We start from the raw sequence: 24,122 nt of genomic DNA on the forward strand, positions 1-24,122 counted from the left end.
GTCGTCAGTGGCCGTGTCCAACGTCGAGACGGGGTGGAACACGTGGCATCTCTCCGCCGCAGCGCAGCGGCGCGCCGACCGGCATCCGTCGGACGGTGTGCCTGATGCCGGAGACCCGCGTCCCCCGACAACTGGTGCTGTTCCGGCTGCTCGTCGTCGGCACCTCGGTCTCGGCGTTCGGCAGCTACCTGAACATGGTGGCGCTCAACCTCTTCGTCTACCAGGCGACCGGCAGCGCCCTCCAGACCGGCGCCTTCATGGCCCTGCGGCTGGCCGCCGGCTTCCTCGCCGGACTGGCCGGGGGCACCATCGCGGCCCGGCTGCCGCGTCGCCCGGTGATGGTCGCCTGTGACCTGACCCAGGCCGCCGCGCTCGTCGCCCTGGCGGTCGCCCCCGACTCGATCCGCCTCGGCCTGCTCCCGGCCGTCGCCGTGGCCGGCGGGCTGCTCGGCACCACCTCCTCGGTGCTGCTGCGCAGCAGCGTCCCCGACCTGGTGTCCGGAGCGGACCGGGTGACCGCCAACGGCTTGCTGGTCACCGGCCGGGCCGTCGCGATGACCCTCGGCTTCGCCGCCGGCGGCCTGCTGGTCGGCTGGCTCGGCTACCGGGCGGCGTTCCTGGTGGACGCGGGGACGTTCCTCTTCTCCGGCCTTCTGCTGGCCGCCCTGCCGTTGCCGTTCCCGGACCACCGCAACCGGCCGACCGAACCGGTCCCGGCCCCCGACCGCCCGGACGCCCGGCGGCGACGCCGGCTGGCGCTCGCCGCGCTGCTGGCCGCACCGGCCGTCCTGGTCATCGTGGTGGTCCGCGCCGCCGACGCGCTCGGGTCCGCCTCCCACAACGTCGGCCTGCCGATCTACGCCACCCAGACACGCCCGGAGGACCCGGCCGCCTTCGTGGGCAACTTCTTCGCCGTCTGGGCGGTGGGTCTGCTCACCGCTCACCAGCTGGTGAAGCGGCTGAACCAGCGGGGACCGGGGTTGGACGACCCGCGCCGCAGCGAACTGGCCTTCGTCGTCGGCACCTGCGTGATGTCGGCGGCCTTCGTGGTGGCCTTCATGGACCTGCCCGGCTACTGGGTCTTCGCGGTGGCGCTGGTCGCCGGGGCCGCCGACGGCTTCACCGAGATCAGCTACACCACCCGGCTCCAGGCCGAACCCGATCCGCAGCGCGGCCACTTCTTCGGGGCGACCGCGATGGCCGAGAACGGCGGGCTGGGCGTGGGCATGCTGCTCGCGGCCGGTCTGCTCGAACTGTGGCGACCGCTGCCGGTGGCGGCGGCCATGCACGGCACGGTGGTCGTACTGGCCGTCGTCGTCGCACTGGCCGGCGTGCGGCACCGCCGATCCCGCCCCGCCACCACGAACGGCGGCACCGTGCCCCCGGCCAGCGAACCGGCGGGCGCGGTCGCCGCGAGGACCCCGGTCGAGGAGAGTGGACGATGACCGTGGACGACCTGATCCGGGCGCTCACCGGCCGCGCCGAGATCGTCGACGCCGCCGTGCTCGACCGCACCGCCCGGGATGGAGGCACCCACCGGATCGCCTACGTGGTGCCGGCCGCCACGGTGCCACCGATCCGGGCGCGGCGGACCGCCGAGGCGGTCACACTGGCCCGGCGCGCGTCGTCCGGGCCGCCGGTGACCGTGGCCGTGGTCTCCGGTATCCCCCGCGCCGCCGACGGCACCCCCGACCGGGCCGCGCTCGCGGTGCTGCCCGTCGCCGGCAGCGTCGGGGCCCCGGTCCGACCGGCGCCCGCGCCGCCGGAGGACCGCCGGCACCTGGCCGACCTGATCGACCTTCCGGCCCGCTGGACCGCGACGCCCGCCGCGCCCCAGACCACCACCCCGGACACCCCGCTGCCGGACGGCCCGGCGGCCGTCGCGGCGGGACCCGCGACGATCGTCCACCCGGACGACCCGGAGACGCTGCCCGAGGCCCTGCTGCGCGTCGCCGAACGGTGGCCCACCCGGGGTCTGCGGGTCGTGGAGGAGGACGGCACCCGACTGCTGCCGTACCCCGACCTGCTCGCCGCCGCCCGGCGGACGCTGACCGGCCTGCGCGCCGCCGGCCTGACCGCCGGGGACCCGGTGATCCTGCACCTGCCGTCCCTGCTCGACCACTGCGTCGCGCTCTGGGCCTGCCTGATCGGCGGCCTGCACCCCGTAGCGGTCGCCCAGGCCCCCGGCTACACCGACCCCAACGCCACCCTGGACAAGCTGGAACACGCCTGGCGCGGCCTGGACCGCCCCCCGGTGCTCTCCGGCGACGGCACCGTGGCCGCGCTGACCGGGTACGCCGACCGGCACGGCCTGGACGGGATGCGGGTGCTCGACGTCGCCGACTGCCGCGACCACCCGCCCGCCACCGACCTGCACCGGCCGGATCCGCAGGACGTGGCGATGCTCCAGCTCTCGTCCGGCAGCACCAGCCGGTCGAAGGTGATCCCGATGACCCACCGGGGCATCGTCGACTACGCCCGGGGCGCCCGGCAGGTCGGCCGGATGCGGGCCGGGGACGAGGTGCTCAACTGGCTGCCGCTGGACCACGTGGCCGGGATCGTCATGATGCACATCGGCCCGGTCGTGCTCGGCTGCGGCACCACCCACGTCGCCACCGCCCTGGTGCTCGCCGACCCGCTGCTCTGGCTCGACCTGCTGGAGCGCCACCGGATCCAGCACAGCTGGTCCCCGAACTTCGGCTACAAGCTCGTCTCGGAGGCGGTACGGAAGCGGCCGGACCGCCGGTGGGACCTGCGGCACGTCCGGAGCCTGGTCAACGCCGGGGAACAGTGCACCGTGCCGGTGGTGCGGCAGTTCCTGGCGGACGTGCGCGGCTTCGGCATCGAGCCCGCGACCCTGCTGCTGGCCTGGGGGATGGCCGAGACCTGCACGGCGATCAGCTACCAGCCGGCCGACGCCACGGCGGTGCAGCACGTGGAACTCGCCGCCGACGGCACCCGGGTGACCCTGCGCGACGCCCCGGGCCCCGGCGTCACCGACTTCCTCAGCATGGGCCCGGCGGCCCCCGGCGCGCGGTTCCGGATCACCGCCCCGGACGGCGCCACCGCCCTGCCGGACCGGCACATCGGCCGGCTCCAGGTGCGGTCCGTGCGGGTCACTCCGGGCTACCTCGGCAACGACGAGGCCAACCGGGCCGCCTTCCCCGACGGCGACTGGTTCGACACCGGCGACCTCGCAATGCTCACCGACGGCCGGCTCACCATCACCGGGCGCGGCAAAGAGGTCATCATCGTCAACGGGGTCCACTACTTCTGCCACGACATCGAGGACGTGGTGGGCGACGTCGACGGCGTCGCGGCGAGCTTCGTCGCCGCGGTCGGCGCGCCGGACGCGGAGGGCGCCGAGCAGATCGTGGTGCTCTTCGTCGCCGAACACGACCCGGACGCCGCGCTGCTGAGCCGGATCCGTCGCCGCCTCGCCGACCGGCTCCAGGTCGCCACGGTCCGCCTGGTGCCGGTGGAGCGGGACCGGTTCGACAAGACCACCAGTGGCAAGATCCAGCGCAGCGGCATGCGGGCCCGCCTGCTCGACGGCGGGTACGCCGCCGCCGAACGCCGCGCCGACCTGCTGGAGGCGGGCCCGGACACCATCACCGACTGTCTCTACCGCCCCGGGTGGGAACCCCGGACCATGAGCGGCGACCCACCACCCGGGCCGGTGCTCGTGGTCACCGACCGGCTCGGCCTCGCCACCGCGCTGCGCGCCGCCCTACCCGACGTCGTGCTCGTCGACGACCCCACGGTGGCCGGGGACGGCGCGGACCCGGCGGTCGACGGACCCACCCTGCGCGACGCGCTCGCCGCACCGGGCCGCACGCCCGCGCTCGTCGTCTTCGCCCCCAGCTACCTGCCGACCCCCGACCCGGACGACGTGGCGGCCGTCGACGCGGCCGTCGAGACGTGCGGTACCCACGCCCTGCGCCTGCTCCGGACGCTGGCCGAGGTCGGCTGGACCGGCACCCTGCTGACCGTCAGCCGGGGCCTGTACCGGGTCCGGGGCGACGAAGCCGGCTGCTACCCGGCCGCGCTCACCGCCAGCCTCGGCGAGACCTTCGGCGTCGAGCACCCCGACGTCCGCACCTGGCACCTCGACCTGCCCGGCCCGGACGCGGCCACCGACGCCACCGTCCTCGCGGCGGCGACCGGCTGGCGACACCGGGAGAACGTGGTGGCCTGGCGGGACGGGGCGCTCGTGCGCACCCTGCACCGGGTCGGTGCCCCCGACGCCACCACCGGCGCGGGGCCGGTGGTCCCGTCGGGCACCCGCTGGCTGGTCACCGGCGGCCTCGGCGGCGTGTCCCGCGCCGTGCTGGGCCGGCTCGCCGTCGACCTCGACCTGCACCTGCTCGTGGTCGGTCGGACGCCGGCCACGCAGGTCCCCGCCGCCCTGGCGGAGCTGGACGGCGGCACCGGACGGGTGCGGTACGCCGCCGCCGACGTCACCGACGGCGCCGCCCTCCGGGCCGCGGTGGACGCGGCCGAGCAGCAGTGGCAGGCGTCGCTGGACGGGGTCCTGCACGTCGCCGGCGACTACCGGCAGGCCCCGCTGACCGAGACCGATCCCCGACGGTGGCGGGCCGCGACGGCGGCCAAGGTGGACGGCTCGGTGCAGGTGGCCCGGCTGCTGTCGCGCCGTCCGGGCAGCCGACTGGTGGCGTTCTCGTCCCTGCTTGCCCTGGTGCCGGTGGTCGGCACCGGTGGCTACGCGGCCGGCAACGCCTTCCTGGAGGCGCTCTGCGCACACCTGGGCGCCGACCGACCCGTGCAGTGCGTGAGCTGGGGGATGTGGCGCGGCGTCGGGATGAGTGCCGACCGCAACGGCGTCGAGGAGGCCACCCGCCGCCACCTGCGTACCCTCACCGCCACCGAGGGGCTCGCGCTGACCCGGGCGGCGCTGCGCCTGCCCCCGGGGCACCTCCTCGCCGGCGTCGACCCGGACGCGGCGCGCGTCCGGCACCTGGTGCGGCCGGTCCGGCCGCTCGAGGCGGTCGGCGGAGCCGGGCCGGACCCGGTGGACGCCTTCGGCACCGCCGCGCTGGCGGCACCGGACGAGTCCCCGGACCCGCCGGCGGCACCGGACGAGTCCCCGGACCCGCCGGCGGCACGGCAGGGGGCGTCACCGGTACCGGACGAGCCGCCGCCCGCCCCGGTCGTCCGCGCCGTACCGCCGGCACCGACCGTCGCCCCGACGTCGCCGTCCGGGTCCGTGCCCCGGCCACCCACCGCGTCCGGCGCGCCGCTGCGGGATCCGCTGACCGTGGCGCGCACCGTCCGGGAGGTGCTGCGCGGGGCCCTGCCCGCCGGGATCGAGGACCGCACCGCGTTCCACGACGCCGGTCTCGGCTCGGTGCACCTGCTCCGCCTGCACACCCTGCTGCAACAGGCCCTGGACGCGCGGTTCCCGCAGACCGCCCTGTTCACCCACGGCACACCGGCCGCGCTGGTGGCGTACCTGGTGGACCTGCTGGCCGGACCGGCGGACCGGACCGCCGGCACCGCCGGCACCCGGGCGGCGGGCGACGGGCGGATCGCGATCGTCGGCATGGCGTTGCGGCTGCCCGGCGCCGACACCGCCGCGCGGTACTGGCGCAACCTGCTCGCCGGGCAGGTCGACGTGCGCCGGTTCGACCGCGCCGACCTGCTCGCCGCAGGCTGGCCCGCCACGCTCGTCGACGACGAGGCGTTCGTCCCGGTCAGCGGCGCGCTCGAGGACATCGAGAGCTTCGACGCCGAGGCGTTCGGCATCGCCCCGCGCGAGGCGACGCTGACCGATCCGCAGCAGCGGCTCTTCCTCGAGGTCTGCCAGGAGGCGCTGGAGGACGCCGGGTACGCCGGCACCCGCCGACGGGTCGGGGTCTTCGCCGGCTCCGGCATGCACCTGTACTCGCTCCGCTCCTACCTGCTGGAACAGCTCGCCGGTACCGATCCGGTCGACCACCTCACCGCGTTGCAGGTGACCATCGGCAACCAGCCCGACTTCCTGGCCACCCGGGTGGCGTACCGGCTGGGGCTGACCGGACCGGCGTTGAGCGTGCAGACCGCCTGCTCCACCTCGCTGGTCGCGGTGCACCTGGCCGTACGGTCGCTGCTGGCCGGGGAGTCCGACCTGGCGCTGGCCGGCGCCGCCGCGCTGCACGTGCCCCGGGTGGCCGGCTACCGGCACGCGGAGGGCTCGATCCTCTCCCGCACCGGCGTCTGCCGGGCCTTCGACGCCGACGCCGACGGCACGGTCGGCGGCAACGGAGTCGCGGCCGTGCTGCTGAAACGCCTCGACGACGCGCTCGCCGACGGCGACACCGTGCACGCGGTGATCCTCGGCTCGGCGGTCAACAACGACGGGGCCGCCAAGAGCGGCTACACCGCGCCCACCGCCGACGGCCATGCCGGCGTGATCCGGGACGCCCTGGCGGTGGCGGGCGTGCCCGCCGCGTCGATCGGCTACCTGGAGACCCACGGCACCGGCACCCGGGTCGGCGACCCGATCGAGATGGCCGCCCTGCGGACGGTCTTCGCCGACCGTCCCGCCCCGCTGCCGCTGGGCGCGGTGAAGGCCAACATCGGCCACCTCGACACCGCCGCCGGGATGGCCGGGCTGATCAAGGCCGCGCTGGCGGTCCGGCACGGCCGGATCCCGCCGGTGGCCAACCTGCGCCGGCCCAACCCGGAACTCCGCCTGGCCGACGGGCCGTTCGACCTGCCCACGTCGGTCCAGCCGTGGCCGGTGACCGGTCCCCGCCGGGCCGGGGTCTCGTCCCTCGGCGTCGGCGGCACCAACGCCCACGTGGTCGTGGAGGAACCCCCGGCCGCCCCCGCGTCGTCGACCACCCCGGGCACGCCCACGGTCGTGCCGCTGACCGCGCAGACGCCCGCCGCGTTGGCCGCGCTGGCCGAGCGGATGGCCGACCGGCTCGCCACCGACCCGCCGCGCCCCGAGGACCTGCTGGTCACCCTCGGCGCGGGCCGGCAGCGGCGACGACACCGGCTGGTGGCCTGGGCCGCCGGGCCCACCGAGGCGGCGGCGGTGCTCCGGGGCCGACCGGACGAGGCGGGCGACCCGGCCGGTTCGGTCACCGGCGCGGTCGCCGACGCGGGCCCCGGGCCGGTCGTCCTCGCCTGCACCGGGCAGGGCGTCAACCTGCGCGCGGCGGCGGTCGGCCTGCTGGCGTACGAGCCGGCCCGGGAGGTGCTGGAGACCTGCGCCGCCCGGTACCGGCAGGACTGGGGCATCGACCTGCTGGCAGCGCTGCGCGGCGCGGCGCACGAGTGGAGCACCGCCACCGTGCAGCCGGCCCTGTTCGCCCTCCAGGTCGCGCAGGCCCGACTGCTGGAGTCGGTCGGCGTCCGCCCGGACGTCGTCATCGGACAGAGCGCGGGGGAGTACGCCGCGCTCTGCCTGGCCGGTGCGCTCTCCGTGGAGGACGGCCTGCACCTGGCCGCGGTCCGTGGCGAGCTGATGCAGCGCGGTACGCCCCCGGGCGCGGCGCTCGCCGTCCTGGCCGACGAGGCCGAACTGGAGCCGCTGCTGCGCCGGGCACCCGAGGTCGAGCTGACCGTGTCCAACGGGCCGCGCCGGCACGTGGTGGCCGGACCCCCGTCGGCGGTACGCCACCTCGGGCGGCAGTTCGACGCCGCCGGCCTCCGGCACCGGCCGCTGCCGACCGACCGGGCGTTCCACTCCGCGCTGCTGGACCCGATCCTCGACGACCTCACCGCCCACGCCGCCACCCTCGACTGGCGACCGTTGCGGATTCCGCTGGTCACCGGAATCGGTGGCGTACGCCTGGCGCCCGGAACGCGGCCGGACGCCACGCACGTCCGTCGCCAGACCCGGGAACGGTCGGACTTCGGTGCCGGGGTCGCCGGGCTGGTCGCCGACGGCTGCACCACCTTCCTGGAGCTGGGCCCGGAGGCGCTGCTCACCATGCTCGGCCGGCAGTGGCCGCAGACCCGGTGGATTCCCGTGCAACGGGGACGCGCCGACCGGGCCGCCGAGGTGCTGGCCGCCCTGGCCGAGGTGTTCTGCCGGGGCGTCGAGGTCGACTGGGCGGCGCTGACGCCGACCGGCCGCCGCGTACCCCTGCCCACGTACCCGTTCCAGCGGACCCGGCACTGGGCGACCGTGCCCCGTCCGGTGCCCCCCGTCCCGTCCGACCCCCCGGTCGCAGGAGGTCCTGTCATGTCCCCGGCCGCCACTCCGGCACCCACCGCCACGCCGCTCGTCCTGCGCCGGGTGCGGGAACTGACCGCCCACCAGCTCGGCACCGACGTCGACCGGGTGCCCGAGGAGACGCCCTTCTTCGATCTCGGCGCCGACTCGTTGTTGATGATCAACCTCTTGCGGGAACTGGAGACGACCTTCGGGATCCGGGTCCCGATGCGGGAACTGTTCGAGGAACTCGACAGTCCGAGCCGGCTGACGGCGGCGATCGTCGAGCGGGCCGCACCGGAGCGCCTCGCCGCGCTGGGCGCGCCCGCCCCGGTCGACGCCGCGCCCACCACACCGGCCGCTGCACCGGCCACGATGGACGTCCGACCGGCCACAGCGGACGCACAGTCGGCCACAACGGACGTATCTCCGGCGACGGCGGGCGCCCAGCCGGCCACGCCGGACGTCCCAGCCGCCGTTCCGGCCCTCGGTGGTGCCGCGCCGCTGGCGACCGTCCCGTCCGCTCTCGCCGCCGTGCCGGCCGGGCCCACCGGGGAACCAACCGCCGGTCCGACGTCGACGGTGGCCGGTGCGCCGGCCCAGCCGCTCCCGCTTCCGGTGGGTGCCCCGGTGGCCGACGACTCCGTCGCCGGTGAGCTGCTCCGGGGGCAACTCGCGCTGATGGGGCAGTTCACCGACCTGATGGCCCGCCAGCTCTCCGCCCTGGCGGCCGTCCCGCCCTCCGCGACCACCGTCACCCCTGCGCCGCCGGTCGTCGCCCCACCGCCGGTCGTCACCGCCCTGCCGCCGGCCGCCGCCCCACCACCGGCCGCGAGTGCCGCACCGCCGGCGGGAGCCGTCGCACCGGCAGCCTCCGGTGCACCGTCGGCCACGCTTCCGGCAGCCGCGTCGGCGAGGACCGATCCGGCGACCGTTCCGGCCCAGGTCGGCCCCCGACCCACCCGGGTCGGCACCGGACTGGGCGGTGGCCGCCTCGACCCCCGCCAGCAGGAGCACTTCGCCGACCTGGTCCGCCGCTACACCGCGCGGACCCCGACCTCCAAGGAACTCGCCCAACGGCACCGCCGGCGGCTGGCCGACAGCCGGGCCGTGGTCGGCTTCCGCCGTGCCACCAAGGAACTGCTCTACCCGCTGGCCGCCCGACGGGCCCGGGGCGCCTACCTGGAGGACGTCGACGGCAACACCTACGTCGACATCACCATGGGCTTCGGGTCGCTGCTCTTCGGCCACGAGCCGGACTTCCTCACCCGGGCGATCGCCGAACACCTCGGCGACGGGCTGCGGCTCGGGCCCCGGGGCGCGGAGACCGGTGAGGCGGCCGAACTGCTCTGTGACCTGACCGGCATGGACCGGGCAGCCTTCGCCACCACCGGCACCGAGGCCAACTCGGCGGCCTTCCGGCTGGCCCGCGCGTACACCGGCCGTCCGCTGATCGTCATGTTCACCGGGTCGTACCACGGTCACATCGACCCGGTGCTCGGGAGCGGGGTGCGCGACGGTGACACCTGGCGCACCGTGCCGGTCTCCGCCGGCATCCCGGACTCGGCGGTCACCGACGTCATGGTGCTGCCCTACGACGACCCGCAGAGCCTGGACGTGATCGAGCGGTCCGCCGGCCGGATCGCCGCCGTGGTGGTCGAACCGGTGCAGAGCCGGCACCCGGACCGGCAGCCGGCGGAGTTCCTCCACGCCCTGCGGGCCGCCTGTGACCGGCACGGCATGGTCCTGCTCTTCGACGAGATGCTCACCGGGTTCCGCCCGCACCCGCAGGGAGCGCAGGGCGTCTTCGGTGTCCGCGCCGACCTCGCCACGTACGGCAAGGTGATCGGCGGCGGGTACCCGGTCGGCGCGGTGGCCGGTCGCGCGGACATCATGGACTGGGTCGACGGCGGTTTCTGGCGCTACGGCGACGACAGCTACCCGCCGCAGGACACCACCTTCTTCGGCGGCACGTACATCCAGCACCCGCTCTCCATGGTGGCGGCGCGGGCGGTGCTGACCGAGCTGCGCGACCGGGGACCGGCGCTCCAGGACGGGCTGAACCGGCGCACCGAGCGGCTCGCCACGGCGGTGAACGCGTTCTGCGCCGAGCAGGACTTCCCGCTGCGGGTGCACCGCTTCGGGTCGCTGTTCCGCTTCGCCTCCGACGTCAACCTCGACCTGCTCTTCCACCACCTGGTGCTGGCCGGGGTGCACGTCTGGGAGTGGCGCAACTTCTTCCTCTCCGACGCGCACACCGACGCCGACGTCGACCGGATCGTCGACGCCGTCCGGGACAGCCTGCTCGCCCTGCGGGCCGGTGGGTTCCTGCCCGGTCCGGCCGCCGCTGCGGGCACGCCGTCCGTCCCCGGGCCGGTTGCCGCCGAGCGTCGAGAGCCCGTCAGCGTGCCGTCCCCGGTGGTCGTGCCGCCTCCGGGCGGCGAACGGACGCCGGCGGTGGTGCCCGCCACCGCGGGACGGGTCGACGTCAGCCTGTACTTCTTCGGCGACTACCCGCAGCAGAGCGTCCAGGACCGCTACGACGCGGTGCTCGACGCGGCGGCCTTCGCCGACACCCACGGCCTGTACGCGGTGTGGCTGCCCGAACGGCACTTCGACTCGTTCGGCGGCATCTTCCCCAACCCGTCCGTGCTGGCCGCCGCCGTCGCCGCGCGCACCGACCGGGTCCGCATCCACGCCGGCTGCGCCGTGCTGCCGCTGCACGATCCGATCCGGGTCGCCGAGGAGTGGTCGGTGGTGGACAACCTCTCGCGCGGCCGGGTGGGCATCGGCTGCGCCAGCGGCTGGCACGCCCGTGACTTCGTCCTCGCCCCGCAGACGTACGGCCGGCACCGGGAGGCGATGTACGAGTCCCTCGACCAGATCCGCCGGCTCTGGCGCGGGGAGGCGGTCAGCCGGACCGCCGGCAACGGCGAACCCGTCGAGGTACGGCTCTTCCCGCCCCCCGTCCAGTCGATGCCGCCGCTGTTCACCGCCGTCGTCGGCAACCCGGACAGCTACCGCCGGGCGGCGGCGGCCGGGCTCGGCGTGATCACCAACCTGATGTCCCAGGACGTCACGCAACTGGCCCGCAACATCACCCTGTACCGGCAGACCCGGGCCGAGCACGGGCTGGACCCGGACGCCGGTCGGATCGTCCTGCTGCTGCACACCTACCTCGGCGAGGACGGCGACCGGGCGCGCGAGGAGGCGTTCGGCCCGTTCTGCGACTACCTGCGGTCGTCGCTGGCCCTCTTCGGCCAGGTGACCAACAGTCTCGGGGTCACCATCGACCTGGACTCGACCACCCCGGAGGACGTCGACTACCTGCTCCGCCGTGCCTACGACCGGTACACCTCGGACCGGGCGTTGATCGGCAGCCCGGAGGAGGCCCGGCCCCTGGTGGAGAACCTCACCGCGCTGGGCGTGGACGAGATCGGCTGCTTCGTCGACTTCGGTCTCTCGTCGAGCCGGATGCTGGCCGGCCTGCCCGGGATCGACCGGCTGCACAGGCTCCTCAACCAGCCGGCGCAACCGGCCCCTGGACCGGCCGACGGGCCGGCGACGCCCGGCCGATCGGCGGCGTCCGACGGGGGCGGGGTTCCGGTGGAGGACGCCAGCCCGCTGACCGAGGCGCAACGCGAGATCTGGTTCGCCGAGCGGGTGCTGCCCGGCCGACCCACCTACACCGAGTCGCAGGTCGTCCGGCTGGACGGGCCGCTCGACGTGACCGCCCTGCGCGACGCCCTGACGCTCGTCGTACGGCGGCACCCGGCGCTGCGATCCACCATCCGGGAGGTCGACGGCGAGCCGTGGCAGGTGGCGCGGCCACCGGCCCCGGTCGAGCTGCCGGTACACGACGCGGCCGGGCGGGACGTCGCCACCCTCGCCGACGAGATCGCCGAGGAGGAGACCCGGCACCGGTTCGACCTGGACACCGGCCCGCTGTTCGCGCCCCGGCTGGTCCGGGTGCACGAGCGGCTGCACCTGCTCGTGCTCCGCATGCACCATCTCGTGATCGACACCCTCTCGGCCCAGGTGCTCGCCCGGGAGGTGGCCGCCGGCTACCGGGCGGCGCAGCTCGGCCGGCCGGCCGAGCTGCCGGCACCGCCACCCTGGCCGATCCCGACCGACCAGCCGGCGCCGGAGGTGGTCGACGCCCAGCTGACCTACTGGCGGGACCGTCTCGGATCGCGGCCGGGGCTCGGCCTGCCGACCGACCGGCCGCGTCCGGAGATTCCCAGCGGGGCGGGGGCGGTCGCCGGGGTCGAGCTCGACGCGCACCTCACCCGTGCGGTGCGCGACGCCGCCCGACGGCACCGGGCCACCCCCTTCATGGTGCTGCTGGCCGGGTTCGCGGCGGTCCTCGCCGACGACGGTCGCCAGCCGGACGTGCTGCTCGGCACCCCGGTCGCGCACCGCCCCGCCGCCGCGCAGGAGGCCGTCGGGCTGTTCGTCACCACGCTGCCGCTGCGGCTGTCGGTGGCCCCCGACGCGAGTTTCGCCGACGTCGTCCGGGCGGCCCGCACCGCGCTGCTCGACGCGCACGATCACCGCGACGTGCCGGTGGGCCGGGTCGCGCGGGCCCTGGGCACCGAACCCGAGGTCGGCCGGCATCCGCTGTTCGACGTGGTCATCGAGTACGACAACCAGCCGGCCTTCGCGTTCGACCTGCCCGACGTCCGGGCCACCCTGCTGGACGCGGCCGTCCGCCGGGCGCCGTTCGACCTCACCCTCTTCGTCACCGACCTCGGGGACACGCTGCGCTGCCAGCTCAACTACGCCACCGACCTGTTCGACCCCGGGACCGCGCGGCGCGTCCTGGACCGGCTGGTGGCGGTGCTGCGGGCCGGCACGCAGCGCCCGGACGAACCGGTCGCCGTACTGGTCCGTCCCGGCAGCGACGCCGCCGCCTCGAACGGTCGGGCGCACCGGGCGGACGCCGACCCGGCCGCCTCGAACGGTCGGGCCCACCCGGGGACGGTCGCCCCGCCCGGGGCGACCCCGCCGGATCCGGCGTGGCAGGACGGCGGGCCGCCGGCAGCCGGTGCCGACGCGCCGCTGCCCGCCCTGCTGCACCCCGACCGGGCCACCGTGGTCGGCCCGGACGGGCGGCTGACCGGCCCGCAACTGTGCCGCCGGGCGGAGGTGGTGACCGAGGCGTTGCGTGCGGCGGGCGTCGGTCCGGGCGACCTCGTCGGGATCCACCTGCCGCGCGGCGCCGACGCGGTCGCCGCGATGCTCGGTGCGCTGCGCGCCGGTGCGGCCTACGTGCCGCTGGCACCCGAGCAGCCCACCGCCCGGCTGGCCGACGTCGTCGACCAGGGCGGGCTGCGGGCGGTGGTGTCCCGCTCGGCCCTGCCACCGCTGCCCGGCGCGGCGGCCACCCTGCACCTGGACCGGCTGACCTACGCCGATCACGCCGACCCCGACGGCACCGGCCGGGCCGCCCGGACCGACGGTGGTGAGCACGGTGACGGCGACCCGGTGGTCGGACTGGACGATCCGGCGTACGTGCTGTTCACCTCCGGCTCCACCGGCCGGCCCAAGGGCTGCGTGATCCCGCACCGGGCGATCAGCAACACCGTCGCCTGGTACACCCGCGACCTCGGCATCACCGCCGAGGACCGGCTGAGCTGGTTCTGTAGTCCCGGCTTCGACGCCTCGTGCATCGAGGTCTGGCCGGCGCTGCGCGCGGGCGCCACCCTGCACGTGGTTCCCGACGAGGCCCGACTCGACCCCGTCCGGCTGCGCGACTGGCTGGTCGCCACCGGCGTCACGGTGGCCTTCCTGCCCACCCCGGTCGGGGAGCTGCTGCTCGACCTGGACTGGTCCGCGGGGCCCCGGCCGGCGCTGCGGCACCTCGTCGTCGGCGGGGACCGGCTCCGCCGGGGACCCACGCCGGACCTGCCGTTCAGGCTCACCAACGTGTACGGCCCCACCGAGGCGACCGTCGTCTCCACCTGGGTGCACCTCGACGCCACCGCTGTCGCCGCCGAGCCGCCGCCGATCGGTCGTCCGGTGCCGGGCACCGTCGTCCGGGTGCTCGACGACGAGGGCCGGCCGACCCCGGTCGGCGTGCCGGGGGAGGCCTACCTCGGCGGTCGGCAGCTGGGCCGGGGCTACCTGGACCTGCCGGAGGAGACGGCCGCCCGTTTCCTCCACCACCCCGAGTACGGTCCGCTCTTCCGCACCGGTGACGTGCTCCGGTGGCGATCCGACGGGCAGCTGGAGTTCCTGCACCGCGTCGACGCCCAGGTGCAGATCCGCGGCTTCCGGGTGGAGCCGGGCGAGCCCGAGCACCACCTGCGCCGCCTCGACGGGGTGCGGGACGCGGCGGTGCGCGGCTGGACCGACCCCGAGGGCGGGTACTACCTGGCCGGGTACGTGGTCCCCGACCGTCCCGGGGTGGACCCGGCGGAGCTGGCCCGCCAACTCGCCAGCCGGCTGCCGGAGTACCTCGTGCCGACCGCGTGGACGATCCTGTCCGAGCTGCCCGCCACGGAGAGCGGCAAGATCGACAGGGCGGCCCTGCCGGAGCCGGACCGGACCACCCCCCGGTGGGCCGGCACCGGCACTCCGCCCGCCGACGACCTGGAACACCGGCTGCACGATCTCTGGTGTGCCGAACTGGGGCTGCCCGCGGTCGGGGTGGAGACCACCTTCTTCGCGCTGGGCGGCACCTCGCTGACCGCGATGCGGCTGCTCAACCGGGTCCGCGCGGAAACCGGCGGCACCGTCGGGGTGCTGGACTTCCTGCGGGAACCCACGGTACGGGCGATGGCGCGACAGCTGCGCGGAACGGGACCGGAGCCGGCCGACGCCGCCGGAGCGCCGACCCGGGTCAGGGGGACGCTGTGACCGCACCCGAGTCGGCCGAGCTGGACGACCTGCTGGGCGAGTTGCGCCGCCGGGACGTGCGGCTGACCGTACGCGCAGGTCAGCTCGACTACGACGCGCCCGCCGACGCGCTCGACCCGGAGCTGCTCGCGACCATGCGTCGACTCAAGCCGGCGCTGCTGGACCGACTCGGCCGAGCCGGCGGCCCGACGGCGACGCCCGGCGCGACGCCCGCCCCCGCCGCGCCCGCCCCCACCGTGCCCGCCGCGCCCGCCCCCACCGTGCCCGCCGCGCCCGCCCCCACCGTGCCCGCCGCGCCCGCCCCCACCGCCACCGTGACCGCTGGGGACGGGGACGGCGGCGGGGACTGGCGGGTGCTGGCGACCGGACCGACCAGCATCGGCCAGGCCCGGCAGTACCAGATCACCCGGGAGACCACCTTCCCGCAGGTGCTGACCGTGGCCTTCCGGCTGACGCTGGACGGCCCGCTCGACCGGACGGCGCTACGCCGGGCGCTGACCGACCTGACCGTCCGGCAGTCGGCCCTGCGGACCCGGCTGGCGGTAGGGGAGGACGGGGTGTGGCAGCAGGTGCTCGCGCCCCGGCCGGTGCCGCTGCCGGTGCGGACGGTCCCGGCGGACGACCTCGACCGCGCGGTCGACGAGTGGGCCTCGATCCCGTTCGACCTGGAGCGGGAGCCGGCGTTCCGGGCGGCGCTGTTCCAGCCGGACGGCCCGGCCGGGCCGGACGACCACCGGCACGAGCTGACCATCGCCATCCACCACGGGTTCGTCGACGGCTGGTCGGTTCAGCCGCTCCTGGACGACCTGGCGGAGTTCTACCGGGCGGCGGTCACCGGCCGCCCCGCCGAGCTGCCGCCACTGCCCGGGGAGTTCGTCGACTTCTGCCGGTGGGAGGCCGAGTACCTGTCCCGACCGGAGACCCGGCAGATGCTCCGGGAGTGGGTCGACGGGCTTCCCGCCGGGACCGTCCCGCTGCGGCTGCCCACCGACCGGCCGCGCGTCCCCCTCACCACCGATCCGGGCGGGGTGCTCCACCACACCTTCCCGCCCGACCTGGTGGCGGCGGTGACGTCCTACGCCGTGAGCCGTGGCGCCACCCCGTACGCGGTGCTCGCGGCGGCCTTCACCTGGTTGCTGCACGACCTGACCGGCGCGCCGACCGTGAACCTGGTCGCCTCGGTGGCCAACCGCACCGACCCCCGGTACGACCGGGTGGTGGGGGTCTTCGCCCAGGCGGCCCTGCTGCTCGTCCCGGTCGCCGGGGTGGCCTCCTTCGACGAGCTGGTGCAGCGGACCGCCCGGGTGACCTGGCAGGCCCTGGCGCGCCAGTCGGTGCCCTCGTCGGTGCAGATCGCGGCGCTCGGCGAGGCGTTCACGAACTTTCCCTGCCGGGTCTACTTCGACCTGCTCGACATGGCCGATCCGGTGCTGCACCTGACCGGTCTGGCCCCGGCGCCGGCCCGGGACGTCGTGCTGGCCGGCTCCCGGGGCGACCTGACCTGGCAGCTCCGCCCGCTGCCGGAGGGTGGGATGGCGCTGCTCATCGAGTACGCGACGAACCTGTTCGACGTCGACACGGTCGCCGGTTGGCTCGGTCGGTACCAGCGGCTGCTGTCCGGGTTGCTGGCCGCACCGGACGCCCCGTTGCCCCGGGACGGGGCCGCCGGGGTGGCGTGACCGGCGGGCGGTCCGCTCCGTCCTGAGCGCATTGGGCGCCGGGCCACGGACGAGCGGGGTGCGGGTGACCCGGGAGCGGATGCGGCGGCCCGTCCGGGCGGGCCGCCGCCCCGGCCGGCCGAAGGCCAGACCGGGGCGGGGTGCCGTGCGGCGCGTGGGCCGGAGGCTAGGAGATCTCGACGAAGTCCAGTTCCGCCCAGCGGCTGCGGTGGGTCAGCCGGAGCGTGTTGTAGCCGGCGTTGAGTGTGACGTCGGCACGGACCTGCCGCCAGGTCTCCCAACCCGTGTTCGGGTAGGTGACGGCCTGCGCCGCCCCGCCGTTGACGGTCAACGTGTGCTGGGCGTCGCCGTAGCCGGCGGCGTAGGCGATGTGCGCGGTGTAGCCGCCCGCCCGCGGAGCGAAGACGGTGACCTCCACCCAGCTGTCGGCGTGGTCGATGTACGCCACCGCCTGACCCTGGGAGGCCGTCGTGGTGTTCCGCACCCCGCAGTTGTGGAGCTGGCCCCGCTCGGTCTCGTAGCGCACCCGGCTGCCCCGGACGACGGGGTACCCGCCGGACCAGCCGAGGTCGGCCACGTACATGCCCCGGGCGGTGTTGTTGTTGATCCAGCCGTGGAAGACGATCCGGTCGCCGCCGGCCTCCCGGACGACGTCCGCGCCGCCCGGACCCCGGACGGCGTTGTCCAGCGAGGCCGTGGTGAGCAGGGAACGGTACGCCTTGGTGTACGGGCCGGTCAGCGACGTCGAGGTCGCGTAGCTGGTCTGGTAGGCGTCGCCGCCGTACCCGCCGAGCGAGTAGAACAGCACGTACTGGCTGCCGACCTTGGTCAGCACGGGTGCCTCGATGACCCCGGCCTCCTCCGGGCGACCGCTGCGCAGCAGCTCCACCCGGGAACCCTGCAACGTCACCCCGTCGGCGGCGACCTGCTGGAGCCAGAGACTGGTGGGCTGACCGATCGCGTTGCCGTCGTCCTTGTAGAGCAGGTACCGCAGGCCGGTGCTGTCGACGAAGCTGGACGCGTCGATGTCGCCGCCCTCACCGCCGTTGCAGATCAGCGGCCCGGTGCCGACCGGGGCGAACGGGCCCAGCGGCGAGGTGGCCGTGGCCGCGCCGATGCACTGCCGGCCCACGCTGCGGCTGAGCGCGGTGTAGTAGAGCACGTACCGGCCGTCGGCGCGGCGGGTCACCTCGGGAGCCCAGGTGCGTCCGCCGCTGGCCCAGGCACCGAGGGTGGGCAGGACGTCGGGCCGCCGCGTCCAGGGGCCGGTCAGCGAGGTCGCCGTGGCCACCGGGACGTTGCCGTGGCCGTTGTTGGTCGAGTAGGCGTGGTAGGTGTCGCCGACCTTCAGGATGTCGGGATCGGGGAAGTCGCTTCCGATGACCAGCGCCGGTGCCGCGGTTGCGGCGGCGGCCGGCGTTGCACTGAGGACGAGAGGGCTGGCCGCGAGGGCGGCGACCAGGCAGGCGAGAAGTCGGCGCATGACGAAATGGAACCACGTACATCGATGTAAAGATAGAGGTTCGGCTCGTCCGCTACCTCGGGGTGTGGGTCCGCCGTGCCGGTTGGGGGCGGTCCCGTGCGGGCAGCGTGAACCGCCAGCGCCACGCCCGCAGTACGGGCACGACCCGGTCGACCGCGTCGACGGTCTGGCGCCGGTCGCCGCCGCCGTCGTGCATCAGCACCACGGCACCGGGCGTGACCCCGTCGAGCAGTCGCCGGACGAGTTCGTCGGTGCCGGGCGGTTCCCAGTCGCCGACGGCCAGCCGCCAGCCGAGCGGTCGCATGCCCAGGGACGCGGCCACGGCCGGCGTCTGTCCCCAGGCGCCGTAGGGGGCGCGGAAGTACCGGATCCGGGCACCCGGGACGGCCCGCCGGATGGCGTCGTTGGTCTCCCGGAGGTCCGCGGCGATCCGCGCGGGCGGCCAGGAGCCCATGTCGTCGTGGCGCATGCCGTGGTTGCACAGGGCGTGCCCGTCGGCGACGATCCGCCGGACCACGTCGGGGTGGTCGTCGACGTGCTCGCCCCAGAGGCAGAACACGGCGGCGATCCGGTGCCGGCGCAGGACGCCCAGCAGCCGCGGGGTGTCGGTGGGGTTCGGGCCGTCGTCGAAGGTGAGGCTGAGCGTGCGGCCACCGCCCCGGGCGGTGTCGACGACGTCGGCGCTGACCGGGCGGACCGGGGCGGTCACGCCGGCCGGGCGGGGCGCCCGGCCGGTCACGGCGGAGGATCTCATCGGCTGTCCTGTCCGTACCGGGGCCGCCGCCGGGGATCCCGCCCGACGAGGCGGCCCGTCCGTCGTGGTCAGTGTTCGAGGTAGGTGGCGTGGTCGAAGTCGGCGTGCACGCCGTCGTTGCCCAGGTCCTGCACCCACAGACCGAGGAACGCTCCGGTGAAGCCCCACGCCGCGGGTTCCCCGTCGATGACCAGCGCGGCGTGCTCGTCGGAGAGGATGGTCGCGTCGAGCTTGACCGGAAGCTCCCGCCAGCCGGCACCGAGGTCGTACCCGAACCGGACGACCGGACCGTCGAACACCGCCCGTAGCCCGACCCGACCGACGTCGCCGACCTCGACCGTGAGGTCCGGATACGCCGTCCGCCGTCCGCTGTCCGCGCTGAGCAGTTCCAGCACCACCTGCCCGTCGTCGGCCCGGGTGAGGTAGAGGTGGTGCCAGTTGAGGGTGTTGTAGTACGCGGTGATCCCGGCCAGGTGCCGATGGTCGCGCGGGTCGAACTCCACCACGGTCTCCAGCGAACAGTGGGTCGCTCCGACTCGACGCGCGACCAGGCTGGGCGTCTGCCGGCCCACGGGGGACTGTCCCCCGTGGATCCGCAGGTGCGACGGGCGGGACCGCAGGTCGATCCAGTCCGGGCCGGCCGGCCGGCGGAGCGTCGACCAGCACGGGCCGAGCCGGTCGTCGTCGAAGTGGTCGGTGGCCGGCTCCGCCGGCCACGGGTGCGGGGGCAGATCCGGCGCGGTGACCTCGTCGGCCGGTACGCCCCCGGGAACGCGCGGCCAGCCCCCCGGCGCCCACTCGACCCGCTGGATCGCGGTCTCCCGGCCCAGCACGCAGTTGCCCCGCGGCGTGTACGGTCGCCCGACCAGGTGCGCCAGGTACCAGTCGCCGTCCGGGGTGCGGACCAGGCTGCCGTGGCCGGCCTTCTGCAACCGCAGGTCCGGTCGGCCGACCGAGGTCAGCGTCGGCCCCGCCGGGTCCACCTCGTACGGTCCGAACAGCTCCCGCGAACGCGCGACGGTGACCTGGTGCTCCCAGCTGGTGCCCCCTTCCGCGGTGACCAGCCAGTACCAGCCGTCGTGGCGGTAGAGGCGCGGGCCCTCGGTGAGCCCGACCGGGGTACCGGTGAAGATCGTCCGAGGGCGGCCGACCAGCCGGCGTCGCCTCCGGTCGTAGCGCTGGATCTCGATGCCGGCGAAGCGGTCCCGGCCGGGCCGCCAGTCGGCGCTCATGCTCAGCAACCAGGTGTCGCCGTCGTCGTCGTGGAACAGCGAGGCGTCGAAACCCCGTCCGTGCAGCTTCACCGGATCCGACCAGGGGCCGTCGATGTCGGGTGCGGTGACCAGGTAGTTCTGCGGGTCCCAGTAGCCGCTGGCGAAGCTGGCCACGTCGCTGTACACCAGCAGGAACTCACCGTCATGGTGGGACAGGTCCGGCGCCCACACGCCGTTGGAGTCTCCGCAACCGCGCAGGTCGAGCAGGCGGCGCTCGGTGATGACCCCGCCCAGTGCCCGCCAGTGCACCAGGTCGCGGGAGTGGTGCAGCCGCACCCCCGGATACCACTCGAAGGTCGAGGTGGCCAGGTAGTAGTCGGCGCCCACCCGCACGATCGAGGGGTCCGGGTGGAATCCCGTCAGGACGGGATTGCGGATCGACCGGGCGGCGGTCGCCACGTCAGCGGTCTCGGTCGACATCTCGACTCCTCTGGTGCGGCTTTCGACAAACTTCCGGAACCTCTCACCGGAAGCTCTGGAACTATCGACCACGGTAGCGGGTCCGATCGTGATAGGACAGACCCCTTGACCCGGTGTGCAACCACGTCGTAGCGTCCCCGCAAACACTCGGTAATACCGGTGGCGCGCCGAAAGTTCCGGAAAACCCACAGTCGCTTCTCGGCGGTCAGATCGATATCCGAGCACCTCGTGAGTCCCCGAAGGGATGGACCATGGCAGCGCACCTCTCCCGCAGAACGCTGTTCGGCCTCGCCGGCGCCGGCGCCGGCGCCTACCTGCTCAGCGCCTGCGGCGGCGGGGACTCCGGCGACCCGGACGGCCCGCAGACGATCAACTGGTGGCACATCCAGAACACCGAGCCGATGCTGCCGGTCTGGGCGGCGATGGCGAAGGAGTACCAGACCGCGCACACCGACGTCACCGTCAAGATCCAGCCCCTGGAGAACGAGGCGTTCAAGGCCAAGCTGACCACCGCCACCCAGGCCGGCTCCCCGCCCGACCTCTTCCAGTCCTGGGGCGGCGGCGTGCTCCGGCAGCAGGTCGACGCGGGCCTGGTCAAGGACCTCACCGACGACGTGAAGCCCTGGATCGGCACCCTGCTGCCCCTCGCGTTGGAGCCGTACACCATCGACGGCCGGATCTACGGCGTTCCGTTCGACCTCGGGATGGTCGGTTTCTGGTACAACAAGGACCACTTCGCCAGGGCCGGGATCACCGCCGCGCCCACCACCTGGGCCCAGCTCCTCGACGCGGTGACCAAGATCAAGGCGACCGGCGTCGTCCCGGTGGCCCTGGCCGGCAAGGACAAGTGGCCGGCCCACTTCTACTGGGCCTACCTGGCGATGCGGATCGGTGGTCTCGGCGCGTTGCAGCAGGCCGCCAAGGACAAGAACTTCGACACCCCCGACTTCGTCGCCGCCGGCCAGCGGTTCAAGGAGCTGGTCGACCTCCAGCCCTTCCAGAAGGGGTTCCTCGGCGCCGAGTACGGCTCCCCGGACGGGCAGGCCGCCACGATGGGCAACGGCGGCGCGGCCCTGGAGCTGATGGGCCAGTGGGCGCCGTCGGTGCAGGCGTCCTCCTCCACCAGCAAGAAGGGCATCGGCGACAAGCTCGGCTTCTTCCCGTTCCCGGCCGTCGACGGTGGCAAGGGCTCGGCCACGGAGGTGTTCGGGGGCGGCAACGGTTTCGCCGTCGGCAAGGACGCCCCCGCTGCCACCGTCGACTTCCTCAAGACGCTGCTCAGCGCGGACAGCCAGCGCAGGTCCGCCGCGACCGGCGCGGTGCTGCCGACGGTCACCGACGCCACCTCGGCGATCACCGACGTGAACAACAAGGCGGTGGCACAGACGCTGGCCAGCGCGACCGGCTTCCAGCTCTACCTGGACCAGGCGTACCCGCCGGCCGTCGGCCAGCAGGTCAACGACAGCGTCGCCGCGCTGGTCGCCGGTGACAAGCGCGCCGAGCAGATCGTCAAGGACATCACCGCGGTGGCGAAGAGCCAGTAGGCCATGGCCCACCACCGACCCGTACCCGTCCGCGACAACAACCGAGTGGAGCAGGCATGACCAGGCCGCCGACGACGTCGGGTGTGCGGGACGGTGCGGTGGCCAGACCGCCGACACCGCGACCGGTGGCCACGCGACCGCGTGGCCGCCGGTTCCGGCCGGGCCGACTGGGCACCCTCACCGTCTTCCTGGCCCCGGCGCTGGTGCTGTTCCTCCTGCTGGTCATCACCCCGATCGTGGTGGCGGGCTACGCCAGCCTGTACAAGTGGAACGGCTTCGGCCTGCCGGAGAACTTCGTCGGGCTGGACAACTACACCCGCGCCTTCCGCGATCCCACCTTCCGGGGGGACCTGTGGCGCGGGCTCGTGCTGATCGTCCTGTCGCTGCTGGTCCAGCTACCGGTCGCCCTCGGCCTGGCCATGCTGCTCAACCAGCCGCTGCGGGGCCGGAGCGGCTACCGGCTGATCTTCTTCGCCCCGTACGTGCTCTCCGAGGTCACCACCGCCGTCCTGTTCACCCTGGTGTTCTCCCCCAACCGGGGGCTGGGTGACACACTGACCCGCCTGCTCGGCGCGGACGCCGGCACGATCTTCGCCGATCCGGACACCGTGCTGATGGCCGTCTTCCTGGTGATCTCCTGGAAGTACTTCGGCTTCTACATGATCCTCTTCCTGGCCGGCCGGCAGAGCATTCCTCAGGAGATCCACGAGGCGGCCACGGTCGACGGGGCCGGCTCCTGGCAGGCATTCCGGCACGTCACCCTGCCGTTGCTCGGCCCGACCATCCGGATCAGCGTCTTCCTGTCGGTCATCGGCACCATCCAGTTGTTCGACATGGTGTGGGTGCTCACCGGCGGCGGTCCGGTCCACGCGTCGGAGACTCTGGCCGTGACCATGTACCAGTACGGGTTCCGCCGCTTCGAGGTCGGCTACGCCAGCGCGATCAGCATCGTGATGTTCCTGCTGAGCATGGTCTTCGCCCTGTTCTACCAGCGGATCGTCATGCGCCGCGACACCGAGGGCGCGCTCACCACCCAGGGAGACCAGCGATGAGCACCACGACGAACCCCCCGGTCCGGGCCCGCCGGCTCGTGCTGCACCTCGTCTCCGTCGCGGTCGGCGCGCTGATCGTCGTGCCGGTCCTGTTCGGGGTGCTCGGCGGGTTCAAGGACAACGGCCAGCTCTCCACCAACCCGCTCGGCTGGCCCGACCCGTGGGTGACCGAGAACTACACCGGCATCCTCGCCTCCGAGGTGTTCTGGCGTCAGCTCGGCAACAGCGTCCTCATCGCGGTGGCCAGCACGGTGATCGTGGTCGGCGCGGCGGCGATGGCGGCGTTCGTCCTGGCCCGCTACGCCTTCCGGGGCCGGGAGCTGTTCGTCACCCTGTTCGCGATCGGGTTGATGTTCCCGTTCGCGGTGGCCATCCTGCCGCTGTTCGTCCTCCTGCGCGGCATGGGCCTGCTGGACAACCCGCTCGGGGTGATCCTGCCGCAGGCCGCCTTCGGGCTGCCGGTCACCATCATCATCCTGCGGCAGTTCTTCCGCACCATCCCGGGCGAGGTCGAGGAGGCCGCCGTCCTCGACGGGTGCACCCCGTTCGGATTCTTCTGGCGGGTGCTGCTGCCGATGGCCCGTCCCGCCCTGGCCACCGTCTCGGTGCTGGCCGTGGTGTCGAGCTGGAACAACTTCATGCTGCCGCTGGTGGTCTTCACCGACCAGAGCTGGTGGACCCTCCCGGTCGGGGTGCAGGCCTTCCAGGGGCAGTACGCCGACGACACCGCCCGGGTACTCGCCTACGTGGTGCTCTCCATGCTTCCGGCCCTGGGCTTCTACGCCGTGGCCGAACGCCAGCTGATCGGTGGGCTGTCGGGCAGCGTGAAGGGCTGAGCCGGGGCGGCTCCGGTAGCCTTCACCGACCGTAAGCTCCAGGCACGAGGAA

At 74.5% G+C, this 24,122-nt stretch carries 9 protein-coding genes; 6 read left to right on the forward strand and 3 right to left on the reverse strand.

What is annotated here, in order from left to right; all coding sequences use genetic code 11:
* The first annotated feature begins 104 nt into the window (after nt 1-104).
* Genes AB0F58_RS20965 through AB0F58_RS20975 form a run of 3 tightly spaced genes read left to right on the forward strand, consistent with a single transcriptional unit; the run spans nt 105 to nt 16,707 of the window.
* Nucleotides 105-1,445 (forward strand): MFS transporter, encoded by a 1,341-nt coding sequence (locus tag AB0F58_RS20965; RefSeq protein WP_357145271.1) that lies wholly within the window; start codon nt 105-107, stop codon nt 1,443-1,445.
* Entirely contained in the window at nt 1,442-15,028 is a 13,587-nt protein-coding gene (locus tag AB0F58_RS20970) for a MupA/Atu3671 family FMN-dependent luciferase-like monooxygenase (RefSeq protein WP_357145274.1), read from the forward strand. The genes AB0F58_RS20965 and AB0F58_RS20970 overlap by 4 nt, the downstream gene beginning before the upstream one ends.
* Nucleotides 15,025-16,707 (forward strand): condensation domain-containing protein, encoded by a 1,683-nt coding sequence (locus AB0F58_RS20975; RefSeq protein WP_357145277.1) that lies wholly within the window; start codon nt 15,025-15,027, stop codon nt 16,705-16,707. The genes AB0F58_RS20970 and AB0F58_RS20975 overlap by 4 nt, the downstream gene beginning before the upstream one ends.
* Before the next feature lie 166 nt (nt 16,708-16,873).
* Here the strand turns inward: AB0F58_RS20975 and AB0F58_RS20980 are convergent, their stop codons facing one another.
* The 3 genes from AB0F58_RS20980 to AB0F58_RS20990 form a co-directional block, all read right to left on the reverse strand.
* Nucleotides 16,874-18,190, reverse strand: a complete 1,317-nt coding sequence (locus AB0F58_RS20980) for a family 43 glycosylhydrolase (RefSeq protein WP_357145280.1) — start codon at nt 18,188-18,190, stop codon at nt 16,874-16,876.
* A gap of 52 nt (nt 18,191-18,242) precedes the next feature.
* Nucleotides 18,243-18,944 (reverse strand): polysaccharide deacetylase family protein, encoded by a 702-nt coding sequence (locus AB0F58_RS20985; RefSeq protein ID WP_357145283.1) that lies wholly within the window; start codon nt 18,942-18,944, stop codon nt 18,243-18,245.
* Between the two features lie 68 nt (nt 18,945-19,012).
* On the reverse strand, nt 19,013-20,638 hold the full coding sequence (locus tag AB0F58_RS20990) for a glycoside hydrolase family 43 protein (protein ID WP_357145286.1): 1,626 nt from the start codon (nt 20,636-20,638) through the stop codon (nt 19,013-19,015).
* Nucleotides 20,639-20,889: 251 nt separating this feature from the next.
* Between AB0F58_RS20990 and AB0F58_RS20995 the strand changes: the two genes are divergently transcribed.
* The 3 genes from AB0F58_RS20995 to AB0F58_RS21005 all read left to right on the forward strand — a co-directional run bounded on the left by AB0F58_RS20995 (nt 20,890) and on the right by AB0F58_RS21005 (nt 24,070).
* Nucleotides 20,890-22,182 carry an extracellular solute-binding protein gene (locus AB0F58_RS20995; RefSeq protein ID WP_357145289.1) on the forward strand — a complete coding sequence of 431 codons (1,293 nt, stop codon included), beginning with the start codon at nt 20,890-20,892 and terminating at the stop codon, nt 22,180-22,182.
* A gap of 125 nt (nt 22,183-22,307) precedes the next feature.
* The gene (locus AB0F58_RS21000; protein WP_357145292.1) at nt 22,308-23,234 is read left to right on the forward strand and encodes a sugar ABC transporter permease; all 927 of its coding nucleotides are present in this window, start codon (nt 22,308-22,310) and stop codon (nt 23,232-23,234) included.
* On the forward strand, nt 23,231-24,070 hold the full coding sequence (locus AB0F58_RS21005; protein WP_357145295.1) for a carbohydrate ABC transporter permease: 840 nt from the start codon (nt 23,231-23,233) through the stop codon (nt 24,068-24,070). The genes AB0F58_RS21000 and AB0F58_RS21005 overlap by 4 nt, the downstream gene beginning before the upstream one ends.
* Nucleotides 24,071-24,122 lie beyond the last annotated feature (52 nt).

Origin of the sequence: Micromonospora sp. NPDC023956 (assembly GCF_040639195.1) — a bacterium.
Taxonomy (GTDB): Bacteria; Actinomycetota; Actinomycetes; order Mycobacteriales; family Micromonosporaceae; genus Micromonospora.